The 21,616-nt window shown below is 34.7% G+C and carries 14 protein-coding genes; 13 read left to right on the top strand and 1 reads right to left on the bottom strand.

The features are described from left to right. Positions 1–106: 106 nt before the first annotated feature. Positions 107–682, bottom strand: a complete 576-nt coding sequence (locus tag AAEO59_RS14220) for an RNA polymerase sigma factor (RefSeq protein ID WP_341701413.1) — start codon at positions 680–682, stop codon at positions 107–109. 119 nt (positions 683–801) lie between these two features. Here AAEO59_RS14220 and AAEO59_RS14215 point away from each other — a divergent pair, with 119 nt between their 5' ends. The 13 genes from AAEO59_RS14215 (at position 802) to AAEO59_RS14155 (ending at position 21,069) form a co-directional block, all read left to right on the top strand. Further along, positions 802–1,965 (top strand): FecR family protein, encoded by a 1,164-nt coding sequence (locus AAEO59_RS14215; protein ID WP_341701412.1) that lies wholly within the window; start codon positions 802–804, stop codon positions 1,963–1,965. 97 nt (positions 1,966–2,062) lie between these two features. Next, positions 2,063–5,422 carry a SusC/RagA family TonB-linked outer membrane protein gene (locus AAEO59_RS14210; RefSeq protein WP_341701411.1) on the top strand — a complete coding sequence of 1,120 codons (3,360 nt, stop codon included), beginning with the start codon at positions 2,063–2,065 and terminating at the stop codon, positions 5,420–5,422. Positions 5,423–5,452: 30 nt separating this feature from the next. Next, positions 5,453–7,015 (top strand): RagB/SusD family nutrient uptake outer membrane protein, encoded by a 1,563-nt coding sequence (locus tag AAEO59_RS14205; RefSeq protein ID WP_341701410.1) that lies wholly within the window; start codon positions 5,453–5,455, stop codon positions 7,013–7,015. 209 nt (positions 7,016–7,224) lie between these two features. Continuing rightward, entirely contained in the window at positions 7,225–8,841 is a 1,617-nt protein-coding gene (locus AAEO59_RS14200) for an arabinan endo-1,5-alpha-L-arabinosidase (RefSeq protein ID WP_341701409.1), read from the top strand. A gap of 143 nt (positions 8,842–8,984) precedes the next feature. Beyond that, positions 8,985–10,532: an alpha-N-arabinofuranosidase gene (locus tag AAEO59_RS14195; protein ID WP_341701408.1), complete on the top strand. Its 1,548-nt coding sequence runs from the start codon at positions 8,985–8,987 to the stop codon at positions 10,530–10,532. Positions 10,533–10,544: 12 nt separating this feature from the next. Then, the gene (locus AAEO59_RS14190; RefSeq protein ID WP_341701430.1) at positions 10,545–11,528 is read left to right on the top strand and encodes a glycoside hydrolase family 43 protein; all 984 of its coding nucleotides are present in this window, start codon (positions 10,545–10,547) and stop codon (positions 11,526–11,528) included. Positions 11,529–11,531: 3 nt separating this feature from the next. After that, positions 11,532–12,497, top strand: a complete 966-nt coding sequence (locus AAEO59_RS14185) for an arabinan endo-1,5-alpha-L-arabinosidase (protein WP_341701407.1) — start codon at positions 11,532–11,534, stop codon at positions 12,495–12,497. A 91-nt stretch (positions 12,498–12,588) separates the two neighbouring features. After that, on the top strand, positions 12,589–13,659 hold the full coding sequence (locus tag AAEO59_RS14180; RefSeq protein ID WP_341701406.1) for a glycoside hydrolase family 43 protein: 1,071 nt from the start codon (positions 12,589–12,591) through the stop codon (positions 13,657–13,659). 78 nt (positions 13,660–13,737) lie between these two features. Then, the gene (locus AAEO59_RS14175; protein WP_341701405.1) at positions 13,738–15,723 is read left to right on the top strand and encodes an alpha-L-arabinofuranosidase C-terminal domain-containing protein; all 1,986 of its coding nucleotides are present in this window, start codon (positions 13,738–13,740) and stop codon (positions 15,721–15,723) included. A 137-nt stretch (positions 15,724–15,860) separates the two neighbouring features. Then, on the top strand, positions 15,861–17,528 hold the full coding sequence (locus AAEO59_RS14170; RefSeq protein WP_341701404.1) for a ribulokinase: 1,668 nt from the start codon (positions 15,861–15,863) through the stop codon (positions 17,526–17,528). A gap of 8 nt (positions 17,529–17,536) precedes the next feature. Further along, a complete protein-coding gene (locus AAEO59_RS14165) occupies positions 17,537–18,238 on the top strand; it encodes an L-ribulose-5-phosphate 4-epimerase (protein WP_341701403.1) in 702 nt (233 codons plus the stop codon). Between the two features lie 49 nt (positions 18,239–18,287). Next, complete coding sequence (gene araA / locus AAEO59_RS14160) at positions 18,288–19,796, top strand: L-arabinose isomerase (protein WP_055090117.1); 1,509 nt, start codon at positions 18,288–18,290, stop codon at positions 19,794–19,796. A 94-nt stretch (positions 19,797–19,890) separates the two neighbouring features. After that, positions 19,891–21,069: an aldose epimerase family protein gene (locus tag AAEO59_RS14155; RefSeq protein ID WP_341701402.1), complete on the top strand. Its 1,179-nt coding sequence runs from the start codon at positions 19,891–19,893 to the stop codon at positions 21,067–21,069. Positions 21,070–21,616: the final 547 nt, after the last annotated feature.

The raw sequence follows: 21,616 nt of genomic DNA, 5'->3' as shown, positions 1-21,616 counted from the left end.
TAGAGTAAACACTTTGTCATGGTTTTTTTGAAAAATCATTTAGATTTTAATAAAATCGCATCAGTAAATTTTATTTTATTGATGAGAAAACTGTTTTTTGTAATGATTATCTAAACATTAGGAATAAGTATAAGTCAGCTTTGTCACCAAGTGAATTTCGTAAAATTGAAAAGGCTTTAGTGATATGAGCTTCAACTGATTTGATAGAAACATTCTTGTATTCAGCAATTTCAATGTTAGTAAGTCCTTCTTCTTTACTAAGCAAGAATATTTCTTTACACTTAGGTGGAAGATTTTGAATTTCTCTTTTTACCACTTTTATGATTCTTTCTAGAGAATGTTCGTCTTCTGATTCTACTATAGTATTAAGTGCATCTATGTATTTTTTTTCGAGAGGATAAAATGATTTTTGTGTCCTATACTGATCGATAAATTCATTGTAAACCGATTTGTAAAGGAAATTTATAATGGAAAAATCATCTTTCAGGTTTTCTCTTTTGTTCCAAATACGCATAAATACATTTTGAACAATGTCTTCTGATAAATTATGGTCATGAGTAAAGCTGTATGCATAAACACATAATTTATGGTGATAGGTATTTACCAGATAAGAGTAAGCTTTTGGTTCTCCCAGTTTTAATGCTAGAATAAGTTCGGTATTATCTGTAAATTGCTCTTTCATTGGGAGTAATGTAATTTATAGCCTTAATTTTTGTGCAATGTAAAAAAAAATATAAAAAAAATTACGAAAAAAGTTAGGGTAGTGTAAATATTACACGTATTAATAAAAAAGAACCTAAGATGATTAGTGCAAATATTGAAAATATAATAGTGAAATTTTTAACTCAGCAGGCTACAGCTAAGGAGTTAACCGAATTGGAAGCATGGATTGAGAATTCTGAGAATAAAAAAATATTTGATGAGTATGTCAAAATTAATTATGGGATAGATTACAATATGAATGAATTTGATTCACATAAATTAAGGATGAAATTATTAGAGGCTTTTGATAAGGAACAAAAAGCTTTAAAAATGAAAAAGTTGCGCAAACTAATGTATTATTCTGCTGCAGCTGTTATTGTAGGTATTATGGCTACAACATTTTTTTACCGTATGAATTTTTCTAATGAGCCAGTAGCCAAAAAACTAGTAAATAATATTATTAAGGTAGGGACTGATAAAGCTATATTAACCTTAGAAGATGGTACTTCGGTGGTGTTAGATAAAGATCAGAAGTATGAAAAGGATAATGTGGTTAGTAATGGTAAAGAATTAGTTTGTAAAACTACCAATAAAAAATCTTCAGAAATTGCTTTTAATTATTTAACTATTCCAAGGGGAGGTCAGTTTAAATTGAGATTAGCTGACGGAACCGATGTTTGGTTGAATTCAGAGTCAAAGTTGAGATTTCCAGTTGCATTTAAAGCAGGTAGTTTGCGTCAGGTAGAATTAATATATGGGGAAGCTTTTTTTGTGGTTTCTCCAAGTACTGAACATAAAGGCGCAAAATTTAAAGTTTTAAATGAAAATCAGGAAATAGAAGTTTTAGGAACAGAGTTTAACATCAAAGCTTATAAAGAGGAAGAGAATGTTTACACGACTTTAGTAGAAGGAAAAGTAACTGTAAGTAACGCAGCTTCAAAAAAGTACTTGACGCCTAATCAACAATCTATTATCAATTTAAAAAATAGAGATATTACTATAAAATCAATAGATGCCTACAACGAAATTTTATGGACTAAAGGGATTTTTAGTTTCAAAGGGAAAAACCTCAAAGAAATTATGACTGTAATGTCACGCTGGTATGACGTTGATGTAGTGTTTCAAAAAGCAGCTATGGAGAAAATAAAATTCAACGGAGTTCTAAGTAAAAATGATGATATAAAAGCAATACTAACCATAATTAAGAAAACCAATTTTATAAATGACTATGAGATAAAAGACCGAAAAATTACTATTAAATAAAAAAAAGGGGAAGAAAGTAATACCTGGACAGTACGCTACTTTTTCCCCTAAGTGTGACTTATTAATTAATAAAAATTAACCAATAAACATCAAATGTATGAAAATTGAAATTACTAACCATTTTTTCTTTTTGAAAAGAAAATTTTTACTAACCAGTATGAAAGCATTGATATTGTTTTTTTGTACGACTGCATTTAGTTTTACTTCGGGTAAGGTTTTTACTCAGAATGTAAAAATCACTGTCGATAAAGATAAGACCGTAACTATTGATGAAGTCTTTGATTTGCTTAGGCAACAAACAGATTTTATATTTATATACCAAGAGGATATGTTTAAAGATGTTCCTAAGGTAAAACTTAAAAAAGGAATCATTACAGCGAATAAATTATTAAGTGATAACCTGTCTACGGGAGGTTTTAATTTTGAACTTTCAGGGAATAATAAAATTATTATCACTAAAGCTAAAGTTGAAGCCAAAATTCAACAGCAGCAAAAAGTTTCAGGAATAATAACAGATGCAGCTGGTATACCACTTCCGGGAGTTAATGTCTTTGTTAAAGGAACCACTAAAGGAGTGCAGTCTGATTTTGAAGGGAAATTTGCTATTGATGTTCCAACTTCAAATTCAGTACTTGTGATTTCTTATTTAGGTTATATTACACAAGAACTTAATGTAAGCAGTAGAACTAATATTAGTGTAAAGCTTATAGAAGATTCTGCTAAGTTAGAGGAGGTTGTAGTTGTAGGATACGGAACGCAAAAGAAATCCGATTTAACAGGTTCTGTAGCTGTGGTAAATGTAGAAAGTGCCAAAAAAGCAGTGACATATGATGTTGCTAAAATGCTTCAAGGTCAGGCACCTGGGGTTAGTGTTCAGTCTTCAGGTGAACCGGGAGGATTTGTAAATATCAAAATCCGTGGAGTGAATTCTTTTAGTAATAATAATCCATTATTTGTTATAGACGGAGTAATTGTAGACTCACCATTTGATTTTGCACCTGGAGATATTGAATCGATGCAGGTTTTAAAAGATGCTTCTTCAGCTGCTATTTATGGAGTTCGTGGAGCAAATGGAGTAGTAATTATTACTACTAAAAAAGGAAAAACAGGAGCGATGGAGATTAAATATAAATCGCTTTATGGAGTTCAAAATGTAGCCAAAGAATGGTCAGTAACCGATAGAGTGGGGTATCAAAATATTACTTCGGCTGCTGAAAGGAATGATGGTTTGAGTATTGCTCCGGGAAATGATCCTACAAGTCCTTTTTACATCAACAATGTCAATACTAATTGGCAAAGTGAAGCCTATGGAACAGGTACAATTCAAAATCATTCCCTAACTTTCAATGGAGGAGCAGAATTTTTAGGTTATAATTTGAATGTGGATTACTTTAAAAACACTTCTTATTTAGAGACACCACAAGATTATGAAAGGTATTCTATGAATTTGAATTTGCATGGAAAAAAAGGAAAATTCAAATACGGTTCAAAAATAGCTTATACCGAATCAGATAAAGAAAATTTTAATAGCTGGGTAGGAGAATCGGCTATTCAGGCTTTAGTAACTGCAATTCCTACTATGCCGGTGTATGACGATCATTGGATTGGTGGTTACGGAGGAACTTATAATAATACTCAAAGAGCAATATCACTTAATGTTATAGGATATAATAATTTAATTTCTAATACAGGAAAAAGAAACCATTTTATTGGAGACATCTGGGGAGAATTGGAAATTGTTAAAGGATTAAAATACAAACTGGATGTTAGTTATGATAAATTACATTGGTTTGACCGAAAATATACTCCTGAGTTTGAATTAGGATGGTATTATAGAGTGCCAAGCGACAGAGCTACCCTTAACATTGCTACAGGGAACCAAACTAAAACCTTTGTAAATAACATTCTTACTTATAATCTAAGTTTAGGAAAACATAATATTGATGCTTTAGTTGGATCAATTGATGAAAGAAATGAGCATTACAACCATTTTTCTTCGGGTGTTGGCTATGATGCTACTGATATTAAAAAATTACAATTTGCTGATGAAAGAAATACTAATGAATATGAATACACTATTACCGGGAAATCATATATCAGCAGATTAAATTATAGCTATGATGATCGCTATTTACTAACCGCTAACTTTAGACAGGATAAAACTTCTCTATTCAGTCAAAAATACAATTCGGCAAATTTCTACTCCTTTTCAGGTGCCTGGAAACTGAGCAATGAAAAATTCATTCATTTACCAGAAGTGATTAGTAATGTTAAATTAAGAGGAGGTTATGGAATTATAGGAAACAATACTATACCGCAATATTTCTTTGCTACTACGATGAACAGTTTTGCCAGCTATAATTTCAATAATGAATTGGCTCCTGGTTCAACTGTTGTTAATGCCTTAGATCCAAATGTACATTGGGAAGAAACTAAAACAGCCAATGTCGCTCTTGAATTAGGATTGTTTGATAATGATTTACAGTTTACAGCTGAGTACTTTCATAAAAAATCAAATGATTTATTGATAAGAGTTCCGTTGCCTTATTCGTCTGGAGCTTTCCCGGCTGATATTACAACCAATGCAGGAGCTGTGGAGAATAAAGGTTTCGAGTTCTCATTAATTTATAATAATAACAAAAATGAATTCAAGTACAGCATTGGGGCAAATATTGGTACTTTAAAAAACAAAGTAACACAAATTGGTTTTTCTGAAAGTGGAAACCCTATTCCGGGTCTTGCCGCTATGACAGAAGTAGGAAGATCTATAGGTGAAATTTATGCTTATGAAACAGATGGTATTTTTCAGTCTCAGGCAGAAATTGATGCAGCACCTTCACAAACTAATGTGGAAGTAGGTGACATGAAATTTAAAGATCAATTAACAGTGGATACTGATGGAGATGGCATTTTAGATGCAGCAGATGGCGTTATAAATGATAGAGACAGAGTATTTCAGGGAGTTACTATACCTAAATACAACTATGGTATCAATTTGAGTGCTTCGTACAAAAACTGGAATGCGACTATGTTTTGGCAGGGAAGTGGCGGAAACAAAGTATTTAATGGTTTGTACCGTGACTTAATGGTAGGGAAATATGGAAACCATCATACCGATATGTTAGATTATTGGACTCCAACAAACACCGATACCAATGTACCAAGACCAACAATAGAGGATGGTAACGGTAACAGTCGAGATTCTAATCGTTTTATAGAAAGTGGCAATTATATCAAATTACAAACTGCTGAGATTAGTTATAATGTACCAATAAATAAGACTAGTTTTATTAAAAACGCAAGGGTGTATGCTAATGGACAAAACTTATGGATTATTTCTAAATACCGAGGATATGATCCTGATTTCATGAGTGATGGATTGTTCTCAAGAGGATATGACGGAGGTTCTTTTCCTAATCCAAGAACAGTTTCTTTGGGTATTGAAGTAAGTTTCTAATAGCTGTAGATTAATTTAAAACGAATCAAAATGAAATATAAAATATATAATTATTTAGCCGGAATCTTTTCGATGGCAATAATAACAACTAGTTGTGTAAACAATGAAGATTTAATACAGGTTGATCCAAATAATAAAGCAGTAGATTCTTTTTGGAAAACGGATAGTGATGCTTTATTAGGAGTAAATGCTGCCTATGGAAGTTTATTGACAGATGGAACTTATATGAGAAGTACCCCTTTATTGTTAGATTTAAAAGGCGATGATTGTAGAAGTAATAGTCCATGGCCAGCAATGGCTAATGTAGGTAAATTTAATTCTAATGTTAGTGATGCAGCTATTTATGGTTGGGCTTTTGAAACCTATTATCAGGGTATTTTTAGAGCAAATCAGGTTTTAGCTAATGTTCCAGGAATTAATTTTGAAAATACTGCGTTAAAAGACAGAATCTTAGGCCAGGCTTATTTCTTGAGAGGATTGTATTTGTTTCATGCGGTAAATATGTTTAAAAATGTACCAGTTCCCACTCAATTAGCTGCAATTTATCCTCAAAAAACGGAAGCTGAGGGTTGGGCTCAGGTGATAGCCGATTTTAAAATGGCTGCAGACTTACTACCGGTTTCATATGATAATGTAAGTGGTTTAGATGTTGGTCAAAAAGGACGTGCTACTAAAGGTGCTGCATTGGGGTATTTAGGAAAAGCTTATTTGTTTACTAAAGATTTCACTAATGCACGCGATACTTTTAAAGAAGTAATTGATTTAGGGGTTTATTCATTAGTGTCTAATTACAGAGATAATTTTACGGAAACCAATGAGAACAATTCAGAATCTATATTTGAAGTGCAATTTAGTAGAGAAGCAGGTGGAGTTGACCTAGGTTGGGGAGGTGCTCCTGCTTCAGGTTGGGGAAAAACTTCGGCCAGAGCAATTACTTATGGTCCTAGAGATTTTGGATTTACAGATGTGCAACCTACCTGGACCTTATTTAATGAATATCAAATCGAAAAAACTACTGCTAATACAATCGATCCACGTTTAGATGCTACTATGTTTTATAATAAACCCGGAGGAATGCAATTATACGGAGTAGATTTTGCTACAAAGTACGCCTCTAATACAGCAGATTTGAACGATTTGTTTTGTAGAAAATATCAAAATTCTGATGGACAAAAAGTAAATGAGTTTGATTGGCGTTCAGGTATTAATGAACGTTTAATGCGATATGCTGATGTTTTATTGATGTATGCAGAATGTTTAAATGAAACAGGAGATACTCCGGGAGCTTATACTTATATACAAATGGTAAGAAGCCGTGTAGGTTTGCCAAATTTAGCAACAGTGAAACCAAATATGACTCAAGCACAAATGAGGGATCAAATTGGTCATGAAAGATTCTTAGAATTTCCTTTAGAAGGACACCGTTTTGATGACATTCGTCGTTGGGGATGGTTGCAGGATGAAGCAAAATTAGCTTGGCTAAAATCAAGAGATGCTGAGTTTAATTCTTATGCACCGGGAAGAGAGTTTTTCCCAATTCCACAATTAGAAAGAGATAATAATCCGGGTACAATTCAAAACGATAGTTATTAATTTTTTTCATAGTTAGTATTTGTAAAACACCATAATGGTCCCTGTTTTTAGGAATTAACCATTATGGTGTTATAATCTTATTGAAGTTTGAAAGCAAGATTGAAACTAAAATTTATCCAGCTGATGAAATTTTTAGTGTAAAGAATTTTATGAAAAACTACTAAATGATAAAGGATAGTTGTGTGGAAAGAAAATTTAAAAATGAAAGTATGAAAGATTTAAAATCAATTCTAAGATTAAAAAAATATTTGACGGTTATAGGTTTAGTAGTATTAGTAACAGCTTGTTCGAGTGGTGATGATGCAACAACTCCGGATCCGGTAGACCCTCCTGTAGTTGTTGTACCTCCTGTCACATTTAAAGGACCTACTTATGCCGATAATTACTCATCAATTGCATCTTGGAATACAAGGTCGCAATGGAATTTAGCTAACGTTCACGATCCATCGGTAGTGAAATCGGGAGAATATTATTATATGTATCAAACCGATGCTTCTTATGGAAATGCACACGACGGACATGGACATTTTTTTTACCGTCGTTCTAAAGATTTAGTCAATTGGGAATTTATGGGATCTACTATGACTACAGCTCCGGCTTGGGTTAAAGATTCTTTGAATAACAAAAGAGCTAGAATGAATCCGGCTTTACCACCTATTGATAATCCAAATTATGGATATTGGGCTCCTTGTGTGCGAAAAGTAGGGAAAAAATACCGTATGTATTATAGTATTGTGGTAGATAATCCTATTGTAGGAACTAGTTTTGATACGTCATGGTCAGAAAGGGCTTTTATTGGTTTAGCAGAAACAGATGACTTAGCTTCTAATGTTTGGACCGATAAGGGAATGGTAATTTGTTCAGAACCGGATGGAGTAAAACCTTATTCGTTCACAGGTGCAAGAAATTGGGAAAACGCCTATTTTAAGTACAATGCTATTGACCCTAGTTTTATTGAAACACCAGAAGGAGATCAATATTTGATTTATGGCTCCTGGCATTCGGGAATTGCTGTTGTAAAATTAGATCCAACAACAGGGAAACCTTATCAGTTAAAAACATTAGCAGATTATGGGACACGCATTGCAACACGAAATGCTACTAGTCGTTGGCAGGCATCGGAAGGTCCAGAAATTATTTACAATCCTGATACACAATATTATTATTTGTTTATGGCTTATGATGAACTTTCTGTTGCTTACAATACACGCGTTGCCCGCTCCAGAACGATAACTGGTCCGTATTATGGAATAAATGGCGCCAATGTAACTAATGGCGCCGATTGCTGGCCAATGCTTACGCATCCTTATGGATTTAATAATCATACTGGATGGGTGGGGATTTCACATTGTGCCGTTTTTCAAAATCCCGATACTAAACAATGGTATTATTCTTCTCAAGGTCGTTTACCGGAAGGAGTACCTGGAATTAATGTTTCAAATGCTATTATGATGGGGCATGTGAGAACGATTAAGTGGACTGAAGATGGCTGGCCTGTAATAGATCCGGAGCGTTATGCCGCTGTTCCTGAAACCTCTATTACTGATGCTTCTTTTATTGGTACTTGGGAGCAAATCATTATGAATTACCAATATAAAACCATTCAGAAATCGGTTACGATTAATTTAACTGCCGACAAAAAAGTAAGTGGAGCTATTACGGGAACCTGGTCTTATGATAGTGCCAATAAGACTTTAACGGTTAACGGTATTAAATGTAAAGTAAGTGATGCCTGGGATTGGGAATCCTCAACTAGAAAAGTTACGATTACTTATTCCGGACTAACTGCTGACGGTAGACCTGTTTGGGGTAAAAAAATTAATTAATTATACAAAATAACCCTTTCAATTCCGAAGGGGTTATTTGTTCAAAAATAGGCTTGTTATTAATTTGTTTTTATAGATATTTTTTAATTACATTTACAAATGTTAAAAACACACTTATAACCAATCAAAAATAAAAAATCAGAATGAAAAAAAATCTGTTCTTATTGTTGGCTCTATCTTTATGTAGCCAATTCATTTTTTCTCAAAAAGAGGTAACAGTAATTAGTTTTAAAAAGGAGGAGAAACCAATTACCATTAACAAAAATATATATGGTCACTTTGCAGAACATTTAGGGAGATGTATCTACGGAGGATTTTATGTGGGTGATACTTCTAAAATTCCAAATACTAATGGAGTACGAAATGATATTATTGCGGCGTTAAAAGATTTAAAAATTCCAAATTTAAGATGGCCAGGAGGTTGTTTTGCAGATACCTATCATTGGAAAGATGGTATTGGGCCAAAAGAAGACCGTCCAACCATTGTAAACAAATGGTGGGGTGGAACTACGGAAGATAATAGTTTTGGGACACATGATTTTTTAAATTTATGCGAAGTTCTGGGAGCTGAACCTTATTTGGCAGGAAATATCGGTAGTGGAACCGTTCAAGAATTGGCTGATTGGGTACAATATGTAAACTTTGGCGGGAAAAGCCCAATGAGTGACTTGCGTATCAAAAACGGAAGAAAGGAACCTTGGAAAGTAAAATTCTGGGGAGTAGGAAATGAAGCCTGGGGATGCGGTGGAAATATGACAGCCGATTATTACGCTGGGGAATACCGAAAATATGCGACTTTCATGTCTGATTGGGAAAATACAGGAGGTCTGACACGTATTGCTTCAGGTTCTAATAGCGCAGATTATAATTGGACAGAAGTTTTGATGAAAAATATTCCAACAAACATGTTAGGTGGTTTAGGAGTGCATCATTATGCTGTTATCAATTGGAATAAAAAAGGTGATGCTGTCGATTATACCGAAGATCAATATTTTGAAACGATGAAATCGGCTTTAAAAATGGAAGAATTGGTTACAAAACATGCTGCGATTATGGATAAATATGATCCGCAGAAGAAAGTAACTATGGCTGTTGATGAATGGGGGGGCTGGTACGAAGTAGAAAAAGGAACTAATCCTGGATTTTTGTACCAACAAAATACGATGCGTGATGCCATGATTGCAGGTGCCTCCTTAAACATTTTCAACAACCATGCTGATCGTGTTCGTATGGCTAATTTGGCACAATGTGTTAATGTGTTGCAAGCGGTGATTTTGACAGATAAAGCAAAAATGATTTTGACTCCTACGTATCATGTGATGAAAATGTATCGTGTGCATCAGGATGCCGAGTTGTTGCCTGTTAGTTTTAATTCGCCGATGTATACTTTTGAAGGTAAAAGTCTGCCTGCAATTTCAGCTTCGGCTTCAAAAGACAAAAACGGATTGGTGCATGTTTCATTGGTAAACATTGATTCCAAAAAAGAAAACAAAATCGAGATTGATTTGGCCGGACTTGGCTTGAAAAATTTCACAGGAACAATTTTGACTTCTAAAAAATTACAGGACTACAATTCCTTTGATAAACCAAATACTATTGAACCTAAAGAATTCAAAGGATTTAAAAAATCCAAAGGAAAGTTAGAAATTACTTTACCTGCTTTTTCAGTTGTAATGTTAGAAGCTAAATGATATCATATGAGAATTAAAAATATAGCATGTGGTTTAGGTCTTTTATCAGCAGTTGTTTCTTGTAAAACAGCTGCTGTAAAAGATACTGTAACAAATACAAATCAGCAATCGCTGAAAATGAACAATCCCATTATTACGGATAAATACACTGCTGATCCGGCCGCTTTAGTCTATAAAGATAAGGTGTATTTATATACCGGACATGATGTGCCAGAAAAAGGGGTACAATCCTATAGAATGAACGATTGGTTAGTTTATTCTACTACTGATATGGTGCATTGGCAAGAACATCCAGTTCCCTTAAAAACTTCCGATTTTGCTTGGGCAAAAGGAGATGCATGGGCTGGACAGGTAATTGAAAGAAATGGAAAATTCTATTGGTATGTGGCTATTACACATGGTACAATCCATGGAAAAGCAATCGGAATTGCTGTTTCTGACAGCCCAACCGGTCCTTTTAAAGATGCTTTAGGGAAGGCATTAATTACGAATGATATGACAACCAAAACCAACATTAGTTGGGATGATATTGATCCATCAGTTTGGATTGACGACGATGGTCAGGCGTATTTGTTTTGGGGAAATACCGTATGTAATTATGTGAAATTGAAAGAAAACATGATTGAAATGGATGGCCCAATGCAAATCATCGATTTGCCAAATTTCACCGAAGCGCCTTGGATACATAAAAAAAAGGACTGGTATTATTTATCGTATGCTTATCAGTTTCCTGAAAAAATAGCTTATGCAATGAGTAAATCCATCAATGGACCTTGGGAATACAAAGGTATTTTGAACGAGGTGGCCGGTAATTCGAATACCAATCATCAGTCGATTATTGACTTTAAAGGCAAATCGTATTTTATATATCATAATGGTGTAATCCCTACAGAAGGTGGAAGTTTCAGACGTTCGGTTTGTGTAGATCGTTTGTATTACAATCCGGATGGAACAATGAAACGTGTTGTTATGACCTCAGAGGGAATTCAGGAATAAAAGATGAATTTTTATAGCACTAAATATTACTATTCCGTATTACTGTTTTTGGTATTTATTATATCAAAAGCACAAAGCATTTCCGTTCATGATCCGGTACTCATTAAAGAAAAGGATACGTATTATTTATTTTGTACTGGAAAAGGAATAAAATGTTTAAGTTCAACCGATTTGAAAAATTGGAAATCAGAACCAGCAGTTTTTCCTGAAAAACCAATTTGGACAGACAAGGTTGTACCAGATTTTGGAAATCATATTTGGGCTCCAGATATTATTTTTCACAAGAATCAATACTATTTGTATTATTCGATTTCAGCTTTTGGGAAAAATACTTCCGCCATTGGAGTGGCTACTAATGTTACTTTGAATGCAAATGATTCGAATTTTAAATGGGTAGACCATGGAATTCTGCTGCAATCTTATCCCAACAGAGACGAGTGGAATGCCATAGATCCGAATGTGATTATTGACGATAATAATACGCCTTGGTTGTCTTTTGGTTCTTTTTGGGACGGAATAAAAATGGTGAAATTGAATTCCGATTTGCTATCTATTGCCCAACCACAGGAATGGCATTCGATTGCTAAACGTAAAAATACGGCTTTGTCAGGTGGGAATTCAGCTATTGAAGCGCCTTTTATTTTTAAGAAAAACAACTATTATTATTTGTTTACTTCCTGGGATTTGTGTTGTAAAGGCAAAGAAAGTACCTATAAAATTGCTGTAGGCAGATCCAAATCGGTTAGCGGACCATATGTAGACAAAGAGGGAAATTTACTAAGTCAGGGGGGCGGTACTATTCTAATAAAAGGAGATGAAAATTATTTTGGCGTAGGCCATAATAGTGCTTATACTTTTGATGGCGTAGATTATTTGGTCTATCATGGCTATGATGCGCAACAAAATGGGAAATCTGTTTTGCTGATAAAAGAAATAAAATGGGATTCCGATTTCTGGCCCTATTTATAAAGCCTGACATTTTTTAATAAAGAAAAAGTTGGTTGAGGTGGGATTTCTGGATTCCTTTCAAATAAATTTTAATCAAACTATAACGTATAACATGCAAACAAATACATTTAAAAAACTAGCATTGTCAGCTCTTGTTTTGGTCAGTATCGTTTTCTGTACCGAAACAAAAGCCCAAAATAATAAGCCAATTGTGTTGCAAAGAGCAGACCCATTTATCTACAAGCATACCGATGGCTATTACTATTTTACAGGGTCAATTCCTACCTATGATGCCATAGAGTTAAGACGTGCCAAATCTATTGAAGAACTTCAAAATGCTGAAACTTTTAGGGTTTGGGAAAAACATAAAAGTGGCCCGATGAGTCGTCATGTCTGGGCTCCTGAAATTCATTATTTAGATGGAAAATGGTATGTGTATTTTGCAGCAAGCCAAGAAGACGATATTTGGAAATTAAGACCATATGTTTTGGAGTGTACAGGTCAGGATCCTTTGCATGACAAGTGGATTGAGTTGGGACAAATGCAGGCTGCTGATGCAGATCCAAAAAGTTTTACTGATTTTTCTTTAGATGGTACTGTGTTTGAACATCAAGGCAAACGCTATTTCTGTTGGGCAGAAAAAACCGGTGGACAGTTCGCTGCTTCTAATTTGTATTTAGCCGAAATGGAATCTCCTATAAAACTAAAAACAGTTCAGTTTATGCTAACTACTCCGGATTATGATTGGGAACGCATCGATTTTTGGGTAAATGAAGGTCCGGCTGTAATTAAAAACAAAGGAAAAATTTATATTACTTTTTCGGCAAGTGCTACAGGTGCATGTTACGCTATGGGAATGATGGAAGCAGATGAAAATGCTGATTTATTAGACAGAAATTCCTGGAAAAAATCAAGATATCCGGTATTAAAAACCGATGTGTCAAAAGGAATTTATGGTCCCGGACATAACTCTTTTACAATTGATAAAAACGGAGCACCATTAGTAATTTATCATGCGAGAGATTATGAAAAAGCGGTTGGTGATCCAAAAGTAGTGCCTGCATCAGATAAAAGACCTTTGAAAGAAATCATTGCAGATCCTTTATACGATCCTAATCGCCATGCGAGAATGATGAAATTAAATTTTGATGAAAACGGAAGACCAGTTTTCGAATATAATTAAAAAGTATACAGGGCAAATTTTATCTTTATGTGAAATTTGTCCTTGTTAATTCTTATTCTAAAAAAGCACGATTAATACATGAAAATGAATTTATTAACCAAAACAACCTTTTACGGTTTATTATTGAGTAGTTTTTTAGCAAATGCTCAAAAAACAAATCTTAATGTCGATTTGACAAAGTCGGTAGCCAAAATTCAACCTACGATGTACGGTGTCTTTTTTGAAGATATCAATTTTGCTGCTGATGGTGGTTTGTATGCCGAAATGGTAAAAAACCGCTCATTTGAATTTAATGCACCGATGATGGGATGGTTGCAACCTAATAGCAACACGCATTCCATGAACAAAGATTCTGGATTAGCCTTGCCGATGCGAGCGAATCAAAATCAAAAGAATGATGATTTTTGCAGAGTTACAATTAATAATGATAAAGGATACCAAATTATTAATGAAGGTTTCAGGGGGATGGGAATTAAGAAGGATGCGAAATACAATCTTTCTTTAAAAGCAGCCAATCATGATAATGCAATCAAAAAGATAATCATCCAATTTATAGATGCTAACAAAAATGTTTTAGGAGAAACGGCAATTACGCCAACAGCTGCTGAATGGAAAAATTATTCGGTTCAGCTTACAGCAACAGCTACAGAAGCGAAAGCCCAATTGAAAATTACTTTTGAAGGAACTGGAATTATCGATTTAGACATGATTTCACTTTTTCCTGAGGAGACCTGGAAAAACAGAAAGAATGGTTTGAGAAAAGATATTGTTCAGTTATTGTACGATTTGAAACCGGGTTTTATCCGATTTCCAGGAGGTTGTATTGTTGAAGGAATGACTTTGGATAACAGATACCAATGGAAAAAAACAGTTGGACCTGTTGAAGACCGTGAAACGATGATTAATCGATGGAATGTGGAGTTTAAAAACAAGCAAGCTCCTGATTATTTCCAGTCTTTTGGTTTAGGTTTCTTTGAATATTTCCAGCTTTCAGAAGATTTAGGTGCGCAACCTTTACCCATTTTAAGTTGTGGGATTGCCTGTCAGTATAATTCAGGTGAATTAGTGCCTATGGAAGAATTAGATACTTATGTTCAGGATGCTTTGGATTTAATTGAATTTGCCAATGGCGCTGTAACTACTAAATGGGGAAAATTACGTGCCAATATGGGACATCCTAAACCATTTAATCTGAAGTTCATCGGTGTGGGTAACGAACAGTGGGGGCCACAATATATTGAACGATATAAAGTTTTTGCAGCAGCTATAAAAGCCAAATACCCAAACATAACGATTGTTTCCGGTTCAGGACCTTCACCTGATGGAGTAATGTTTGATTATGGATGGGAGGAGTTGAAACAAATGAATGCCGAAATTATTGATGAACATTATTATAAAAATCCGGATTGGTTTAAAGATAATGCTGCACGTTACGATAATTATGACCGTAAAGGACCTAAGGTTTTCGCAGGTGAATATGCAGCACATCCAAAAGGAGTTGAAGACGGAATGAAAGAAAATAACTGGTTGTCAGCACTTTCAGAATCAGCATTTATGACTGGTTTAGAGCGTAATGCCGATGTGGTTCATTTAACTTCTTATGCGCCTTTAATGGCTCATGTTGAGGCTTATCAATGGGCTCCTGATATGATTTGGTTTGATAATTTGAATTCTTACGGAACGGCTAATTATTATGTACAAAAATTGTATTCTAATAATAAAGGAACAGATGTTTTATCAATCACTAAGGATGGAAAAGCCCTGACAGGACAAAATGATTTGTATGCTTCGGCAGCCAAAGATGCGAACCAAAAAGAACTGATTGTGAAATTGGTAAATACTTCAGCTAAAGTTCAGGGTCTTTCGATTAATTTGTCAGGAAATGGAGTAGAGTCTAAAGGAAAAATGATTGTGCTGACTCATGAAAAGTTAGATGATTATAATACTTTGGCGGAGCCAACAAAAATTATTCCTGTTGAAAAAGAGTATAAAACAGCTGGGAAAAAAGCAGTTGTGAATATGCCAGCTTATTCTTTTGTAGTATTGAAATTAAAGTTGAAATAGTTGAAATTTTAATGGCTAATTTTAGTCAAAAAATAATTTAACTAAATTTATTAAAAATTTAATAAAAACATTAAGTGTAAGTGGTACACTTAATGTTTTTTTATTATATATTTGTAGCCATATTTTAAAAAATGAAGATGAAAAATTATGTAATAGGTTTAGATTACGGTTCAGACTCAGTTCGTGCCGTATTAATTGATACCGAAAACGGGCAGGAATTAGCCTCAGACGTTTGTCATTATAAGAGATGGAAAAACAATGAATATTGTAATCCGTCAATTAATCAATTCCGTCAGCATCCTTTGGATCATATTGAGGGATTGGAATCAACAATTAAATCAGTTGTTGCTCAGGCAAATGTTAATCCATCAGAAATAAAAAGTATCTGTATCGATACTACAGGTTCTTCTCCGATTCCTGTAACTGTCGATGGTACTCCATTATCTTTAACCAAAGAATTTGAGCATAATCCAAATGCGATGATGATTTTGTGGAAAGATCATACCGCTATCAACGAAGCGAACGAAATCAATGAATTAGCTGCTTCCTGGGGAGGTGAAGATTTTACCAAATATGAAGGAGGAATTTATTCTTCTGAGTGGTTTTGGGCAAAAATTCTACACATTGTTCGTGAAGACGAAGCGGTGAAAAATGCAGCTCACTCTTGGATGGAGCACTGTGATTACATGACTTTCTTGTTAATTGACGATAAAGATTTAGCTACTTTTAAAAGAAGCCGTTGTGCAGCAGGGCATAAAGCAATGTGGCACGAAGACTGGAATGGTTTACCACCGGAAGAATTCCTGACAAAATTAGATCCTTATTTGGCTCAATTAAGAGGGAAATTATACAATGAAACTTATACTTCAGATTTAGTTGCCGGAAAATTAAACCAGGAATGGGCAACAAGATTAGGATTAACTACCGATACTATTATTGCTGTTGGAACTTTTGATGCACATTCAGGAGCTGTAGGTGCTAAAATTGATGAGCATGCATTAGTTCGTGTAATGGGAACTTCAACTTGTGATATTATTGTGGCTTCTCAAGAAGCTGTGGGAAGTAAAACAGTGAAAGGAATATGCGGACAGGTTGATGGTTCTGTGATTCCTGGATACATCGGTTTAGAAGCAGGACAATCTGCTTTTGGAGATGTTTTGGCTTGGTTCAAAGATACTTTGTCATGGCCTTTGAATAATTTAGTGTATACTTCTGAAGTTTTATCTGCTGAGCAAAAAGCTAAGTTGAAAGAAGAGGTAGAATCTAATTTCATCAAAACTTTGACCGAACAGGCAGAAGCAATTCCGTTGTCAGAAAGTATTCCAACGGCGCTGGATTGGGTAAACGGTCGTAGAACTCCGGATGCTAATCAAGGATTGAAAAGTGCAATGACGAATCTTTCTTTAGGAACGAAAGCACCACATATTTTCAAAGCCTTAATCAACTCAATTTGTTTTGGTTCTAAGAAAATTGTAGATCGTTTTGAGGAAGAAGGTGTTCGTATTGATAGCGTTATCGGAATTGGCGGTGTGGCTAGAAAATCGCCATTTATCATGCAAACTTTGGCTAACGTACTGAACAAACCAATTAAAGTTTGTGCTTCTGATCAGGCGCCTGCTTTAGGAGCTGCTATTTATGCTGCTGTGGCTGCCGGAATTTATCCAAATGTAATTGAAGCGGCTAAAAAAATGGGAAGTGATTTTGAAAGCGAATATTTCCCTCAGGCTGATAAAATTGAAAAATACCAGGAATTGATGGATTCTTATTCAGAATTAAGTCAGTTCGTTGAATCAATAACAAAATAATAAATAAGATGAGTTCAAAATTTCAAGCGTTAAAACAAGAATGCTACGAAGCTAATATGCAACTAAATGAATTGAATTTAGTAGTATATACTTTTGGAAATGTAAGTGCTGTTGACAGAGAAAATGGCGTTTTTGCTATTAAACCAAGTGGTGTGCCTTATGAAGATTTAAAAGCTGAGGATATTGTTATTGTTGATTTTGATAATAACATTATCGAAGGAGACAAACGTCCTTCTTCTGATACTAAAACTCATGCTTATTTGTACAAACACTGGCCAAATATCGGTGGGATTGCTCATACTCACGCTACTTATTCAGTGGCTTGGGCTCAGGCTCAAAGAGATATTCCAATTTTTGGAACTACTCATGCGGATCATTTAACAGCTGATATTCCATGTGCTGCTCCAATGGCTGATCATCTTATCGAAGGAAACTACGAGCACAATACAGGAATCCAGATTTTGGATTGTTTCAAAGAAAAAAATCTTTCTTATGAAGAAGTAGAAATGGTTTTACTTGGAAATCACGGTCCATTTGCCTGGGGGAAAAATGCAGCTAAAGCAGTTTATAACTCTAAAGTATTAGAGGTTTGTGCTGAAATGGCTTATTTGACTTTGCAAATTAATCCGGCTGCTCCAAGATTGAAGGATTCTTTAATTAAAAAACATTACGAACGTAAACACGGAAAAGATTCGTATTACGGACAGTAAATTTTGATTTCAAAAACACATAAATAAACGATTAAACAATAAATAAAAAATGATAGATATTTCTAAAAAAGAAGTTTGGTTTGTAGTAGGTAGCCAAAATTTATACGGAGAAGAAACTTTAAAACAAGTTGCTGTTCACTCTCAGGCTATTGCTAAAGGAATCGATGCTTCATCTCACGTTCCTGTAAAAGTAGTTTACAAATCGGTAGCAAAATCTCCTAGTGAGATTACTGATATTTGCTTGGAAGCAAATACAAACAAAAACTGTATTGGAGTTATTGCTTGGATGCACACTTTCTCACCAGCTAAAATGTGGATCAATGGTTTGAGTATTCTTAAAAAACCATTATGTCACTTACATACACAATACAATGCTGAAATTCCATGGGCATCTATCGATATGGATTTCATGAACTTAAACCAATCAGCTCACGGAGATAGAGAGTTTGGTTACATCATGTCAAGAATGCGTAAAAAACGTAAAGTGGTTGTAGGTCACTGGGAAGATGTACGTGTTCAACAAAAATTAGGGAACTGGACAAGAGTAGCTTTAGGTTGGGACGAAATGCAAAACTTAAAAGTAGCGCGTTTTGGTGACAACATGCGTGAAGTTGCTGTAACTTGTGGAGATAAAGTGGAAGCTCAAATTCGTTTTGGAGTTTCTGTAAACGGATACGACTCGTCTGATATCGTTAATAAAATGAAATTAGTTACTGATGCACAAGTAGATGCTTTAGTAGCTGTTTATGAAGAATCATACAATTTAGCTCCAAAATTACAAGTAGGAGGAGAGCAAAGACAATCATTATTAGATGCTGCTAAAATCGAATTAGGTTTAAGAGCTTTCTTAGAAGAAGGTGGTTTTGGTGCTTTCACTGATACTTTCGAGAACTTAGGAGAATTAAAACAATTACCAGGTATTGCAACTCAGCGTTTAATGGCTGATGGTTACGGTTTTGGTGGAGAAGGTGACTGGAAAACGGCTGCTATGGTTCGTGTTTTAAAAGTAATGAACATTGGTCTTGAAGGAGGAACTTCTTTCATGGAAGATTATACGTATCACTTTACACCTGAGAAATCGTATGTTTTAGGTTCTCACATGTTGGAAATCTGTCCTTCGATTACTGACGGAAAACCTTCTTGCGAAATTCACCCATTAGGAATTGGTGGAAAAGAAGATCCTGTTCGTTTAGTATTCAATTCACCTGCAGGTGATGCAATCAATGTTTCATTGGTAGATATGGGAACTCGTTTCCGTTTAATCGTTAACGAAGTAACTGCTGTAAAACCAATGGCTGATTTACCAAAATTACCGGTAGCTCGTGTACTTTGGGATTGTAAACCAAACTTGGATATCGCTGCTACTGCTTGGATTTTAGCTGGTGGTGCTCACCATACAGTTTACAGTCAAGCGGTAACTACTGAGTTTATGGAAGATTTTGCTGATATTGCAGGAATCGAATTAGTAGTAATCGATAACGATACTAAGATTCGTTCTTTCAAAGAAACTTTGAATGCAAATGAAGCTTACTACCATTTATTTCAAACGGGATTGTAATCTTAGTTAGGAACTAAAATAATAAAGTCATAAAGTTGAAAGGAAATTCTTTTTAGCTTTATGACTTCTTCTATTAACCAATAAAATAAAAAATATGAATTTATTAAGAAGTTGTGTCTTAAGTTTAGTAGTTGCTACTACAGTGGGACTTTCTGTTCAATGTAAAGGGGATAAGAAAGAAAACCAAGAACAAAATGTTGCTGAAAAAGATAGTGTAACCATTGAAAAATCAGAGTACGGTACTACGACCAAAGGAGAAAAGATTGAAAGCTATAAGCTGAAAAATCAAAAAGGGATGGAAGTAGATATTATGACCTATGGTGGAATTATTACTTCTCTAAAAGTGCCAAACAAAGCAGGTGTTTCTGAAGATGTGGTGCTTGGGTTTAATAATTTCGAACAATACACTAAAGATAATCCGTTTTTTGGAGCCTTAATTGGAAGATACGGAAATCGTATTGGTAAAGCTAAATTTTCTTTAGATGGAGTGGAATACAAATTGGCTGCTAATGACGGTCCTAATAGTTTACATGGTGGACCAATGGGTTTTCATAAAGCAATCTGGACAGCTGTTGAAGTTAAAGGTGGAGCTGATGGTGTTTTAAAGTTAAAATATGTTTCAAAAGATATGGAAGAAGGTTTCCCTGGAAACTTAATGGTTTTTGTAACTTATACTTTAAAGTCTGATAATACTTTAGAAGTAGATTATGAAGCTACTACTGATAAAAAGACAGTGGTGAACTTGACTCAACATTCTTATTTCAATCTTTCAGGTGATTTTTCAAAAACGATTTTGGATAACGTAATCACTATTGATGCTGATAAATTAGTTCCGGTTGATGAAACTTTGATACCTACAGGTAAGTTGGATGATGTTGCTAGTACACCATTCGATTTCAGAACACCAAAAGCGATTGGTAAAGATATTGAAGTGGCTAACGAGCAATTAAAAAGAGGAAAAGGTTATGATCATTGTTGGGTGTTAAATAATCAGGATAAAGGTTTCCGTTTTGCTGCCTCAGTTTATGAGCCTGTAAGCGGAAGAGTGATGGAAGTGTATACAGATGAACCAGGAATTCAATTGTACACTGGTAACTTCTTAGATGGAACTTTGCCAACAAGAGATGGGAAAACCTATGCACACAGAACGGGTCTTTGTTTAGAAACCGAACATTATCCAGATTCACCTAATCAAAAAGCTTTCCCAACTACGGTTTTAAATCCCGGAGAAACATACAAAACTAAAACTGCTTTCAAATTTTCGACTAAATAATAAAGTTAAACAGAGTTAGTTTAAATTATAAGGCCTGTCTCGTTCTAAATGAGACAGGTTTTTTTATGTCTTCTTTGAAACTCTATACATATATAAGAGTGGTTTTTTTTGGAGCTTTTTCCTGCTATCGGCTACAATCTTGTTTACCGAACGCCGGCAAACAAGGATTTTCGCTACTACCTGCCTGCCGGCAGGCAGGTCAGGGCTATGGGATTGAGGTAAAAAGAACTTTTTTGCACTAAATTCAGGAAACCCCTTTAGCGAATCTTTACGAAAAGCCATAAATCATGGTGTTCGTCTGTCCAAACTCCTACAAACCTAAAAAACTTTTAAAAATAAGCATCAGGTTTTCAATTGATTAAAAAATAAATCAAAAATAGTAGATAAAATCTATTGTTTAATCGAATAAAGGTTCTACTTTTGCACCCGCAACAGCGAAAACGTTCTAAGAAATACAGGCTAATAATAAGTAATAAAGTAAAACGAGAGTTTGAAAAAAAAGTTTAAAAAAAGCTTGTGAGATTTTGAAAAGCGTTTTACATTTGCA

This window comes from Flavobacterium flavipallidum (genome assembly GCF_038289905.1).
GTDB classification, from domain to species: Bacteria; Bacteroidota; Bacteroidia; order Flavobacteriales; family Flavobacteriaceae; genus Flavobacterium; species Flavobacterium flavipallidum.
Note: the sequence above shows the minus strand (reverse complement) of the source record. Positions and strands in the feature narration are given on the sequence as shown.

Excerpts from the sequence above, each read along its gene's own strand:
- AAEO59_RS14220 (WP_341701413.1), bottom strand. The coding sequence starts at position 682 with ATGAAAGAGCAATTTACAGATAATACCGAACTTATTCTAGCATTAAAA.
- AAEO59_RS14215 (WP_341701412.1), top strand. The coding sequence starts at position 802 with ATGATTAGTGCAAATATTGAAAATATAATAGTGAAATTTTTAACTCAG.
- AAEO59_RS14210 (WP_341701411.1), top strand. The coding sequence starts at position 2,063 with ATGAAAATTGAAATTACTAACCATTTTTTCTTTTTGAAAAGAAAATTT.
- AAEO59_RS14205 (WP_341701410.1), top strand. The coding sequence starts at position 5,453 with ATGAAATATAAAATATATAATTATTTAGCCGGAATCTTTTCGATGGCA.
- AAEO59_RS14200 (WP_341701409.1), top strand. The coding sequence starts at position 7,225 with ATGAAAGATTTAAAATCAATTCTAAGATTAAAAAAATATTTGACGGTT.
- AAEO59_RS14195 (WP_341701408.1), top strand. The coding sequence starts at position 8,985 with ATGAAAAAAAATCTGTTCTTATTGTTGGCTCTATCTTTATGTAGCCAA.
- AAEO59_RS14185 (WP_341701407.1), top strand. The coding sequence starts at position 11,532 with ATGAATTTTTATAGCACTAAATATTACTATTCCGTATTACTGTTTTTG.
- AAEO59_RS14180 (WP_341701406.1), top strand. The coding sequence starts at position 12,589 with ATGCAAACAAATACATTTAAAAAACTAGCATTGTCAGCTCTTGTTTTG.
- AAEO59_RS14175 (WP_341701405.1), top strand. The coding sequence starts at position 13,738 with ATGAAAATGAATTTATTAACCAAAACAACCTTTTACGGTTTATTATTG.
- AAEO59_RS14170 (WP_341701404.1), top strand. The coding sequence starts at position 15,861 with ATGAAAAATTATGTAATAGGTTTAGATTACGGTTCAGACTCAGTTCGT.
- AAEO59_RS14165 (WP_341701403.1), top strand. The coding sequence starts at position 17,537 with ATGAGTTCAAAATTTCAAGCGTTAAAACAAGAATGCTACGAAGCTAAT.
- araA (WP_055090117.1), top strand. The coding sequence starts at position 18,288 with ATGATAGATATTTCTAAAAAAGAAGTTTGGTTTGTAGTAGGTAGCCAA.
- AAEO59_RS14155 (WP_341701402.1), top strand. The coding sequence starts at position 19,891 with ATGAATTTATTAAGAAGTTGTGTCTTAAGTTTAGTAGTTGCTACTACA.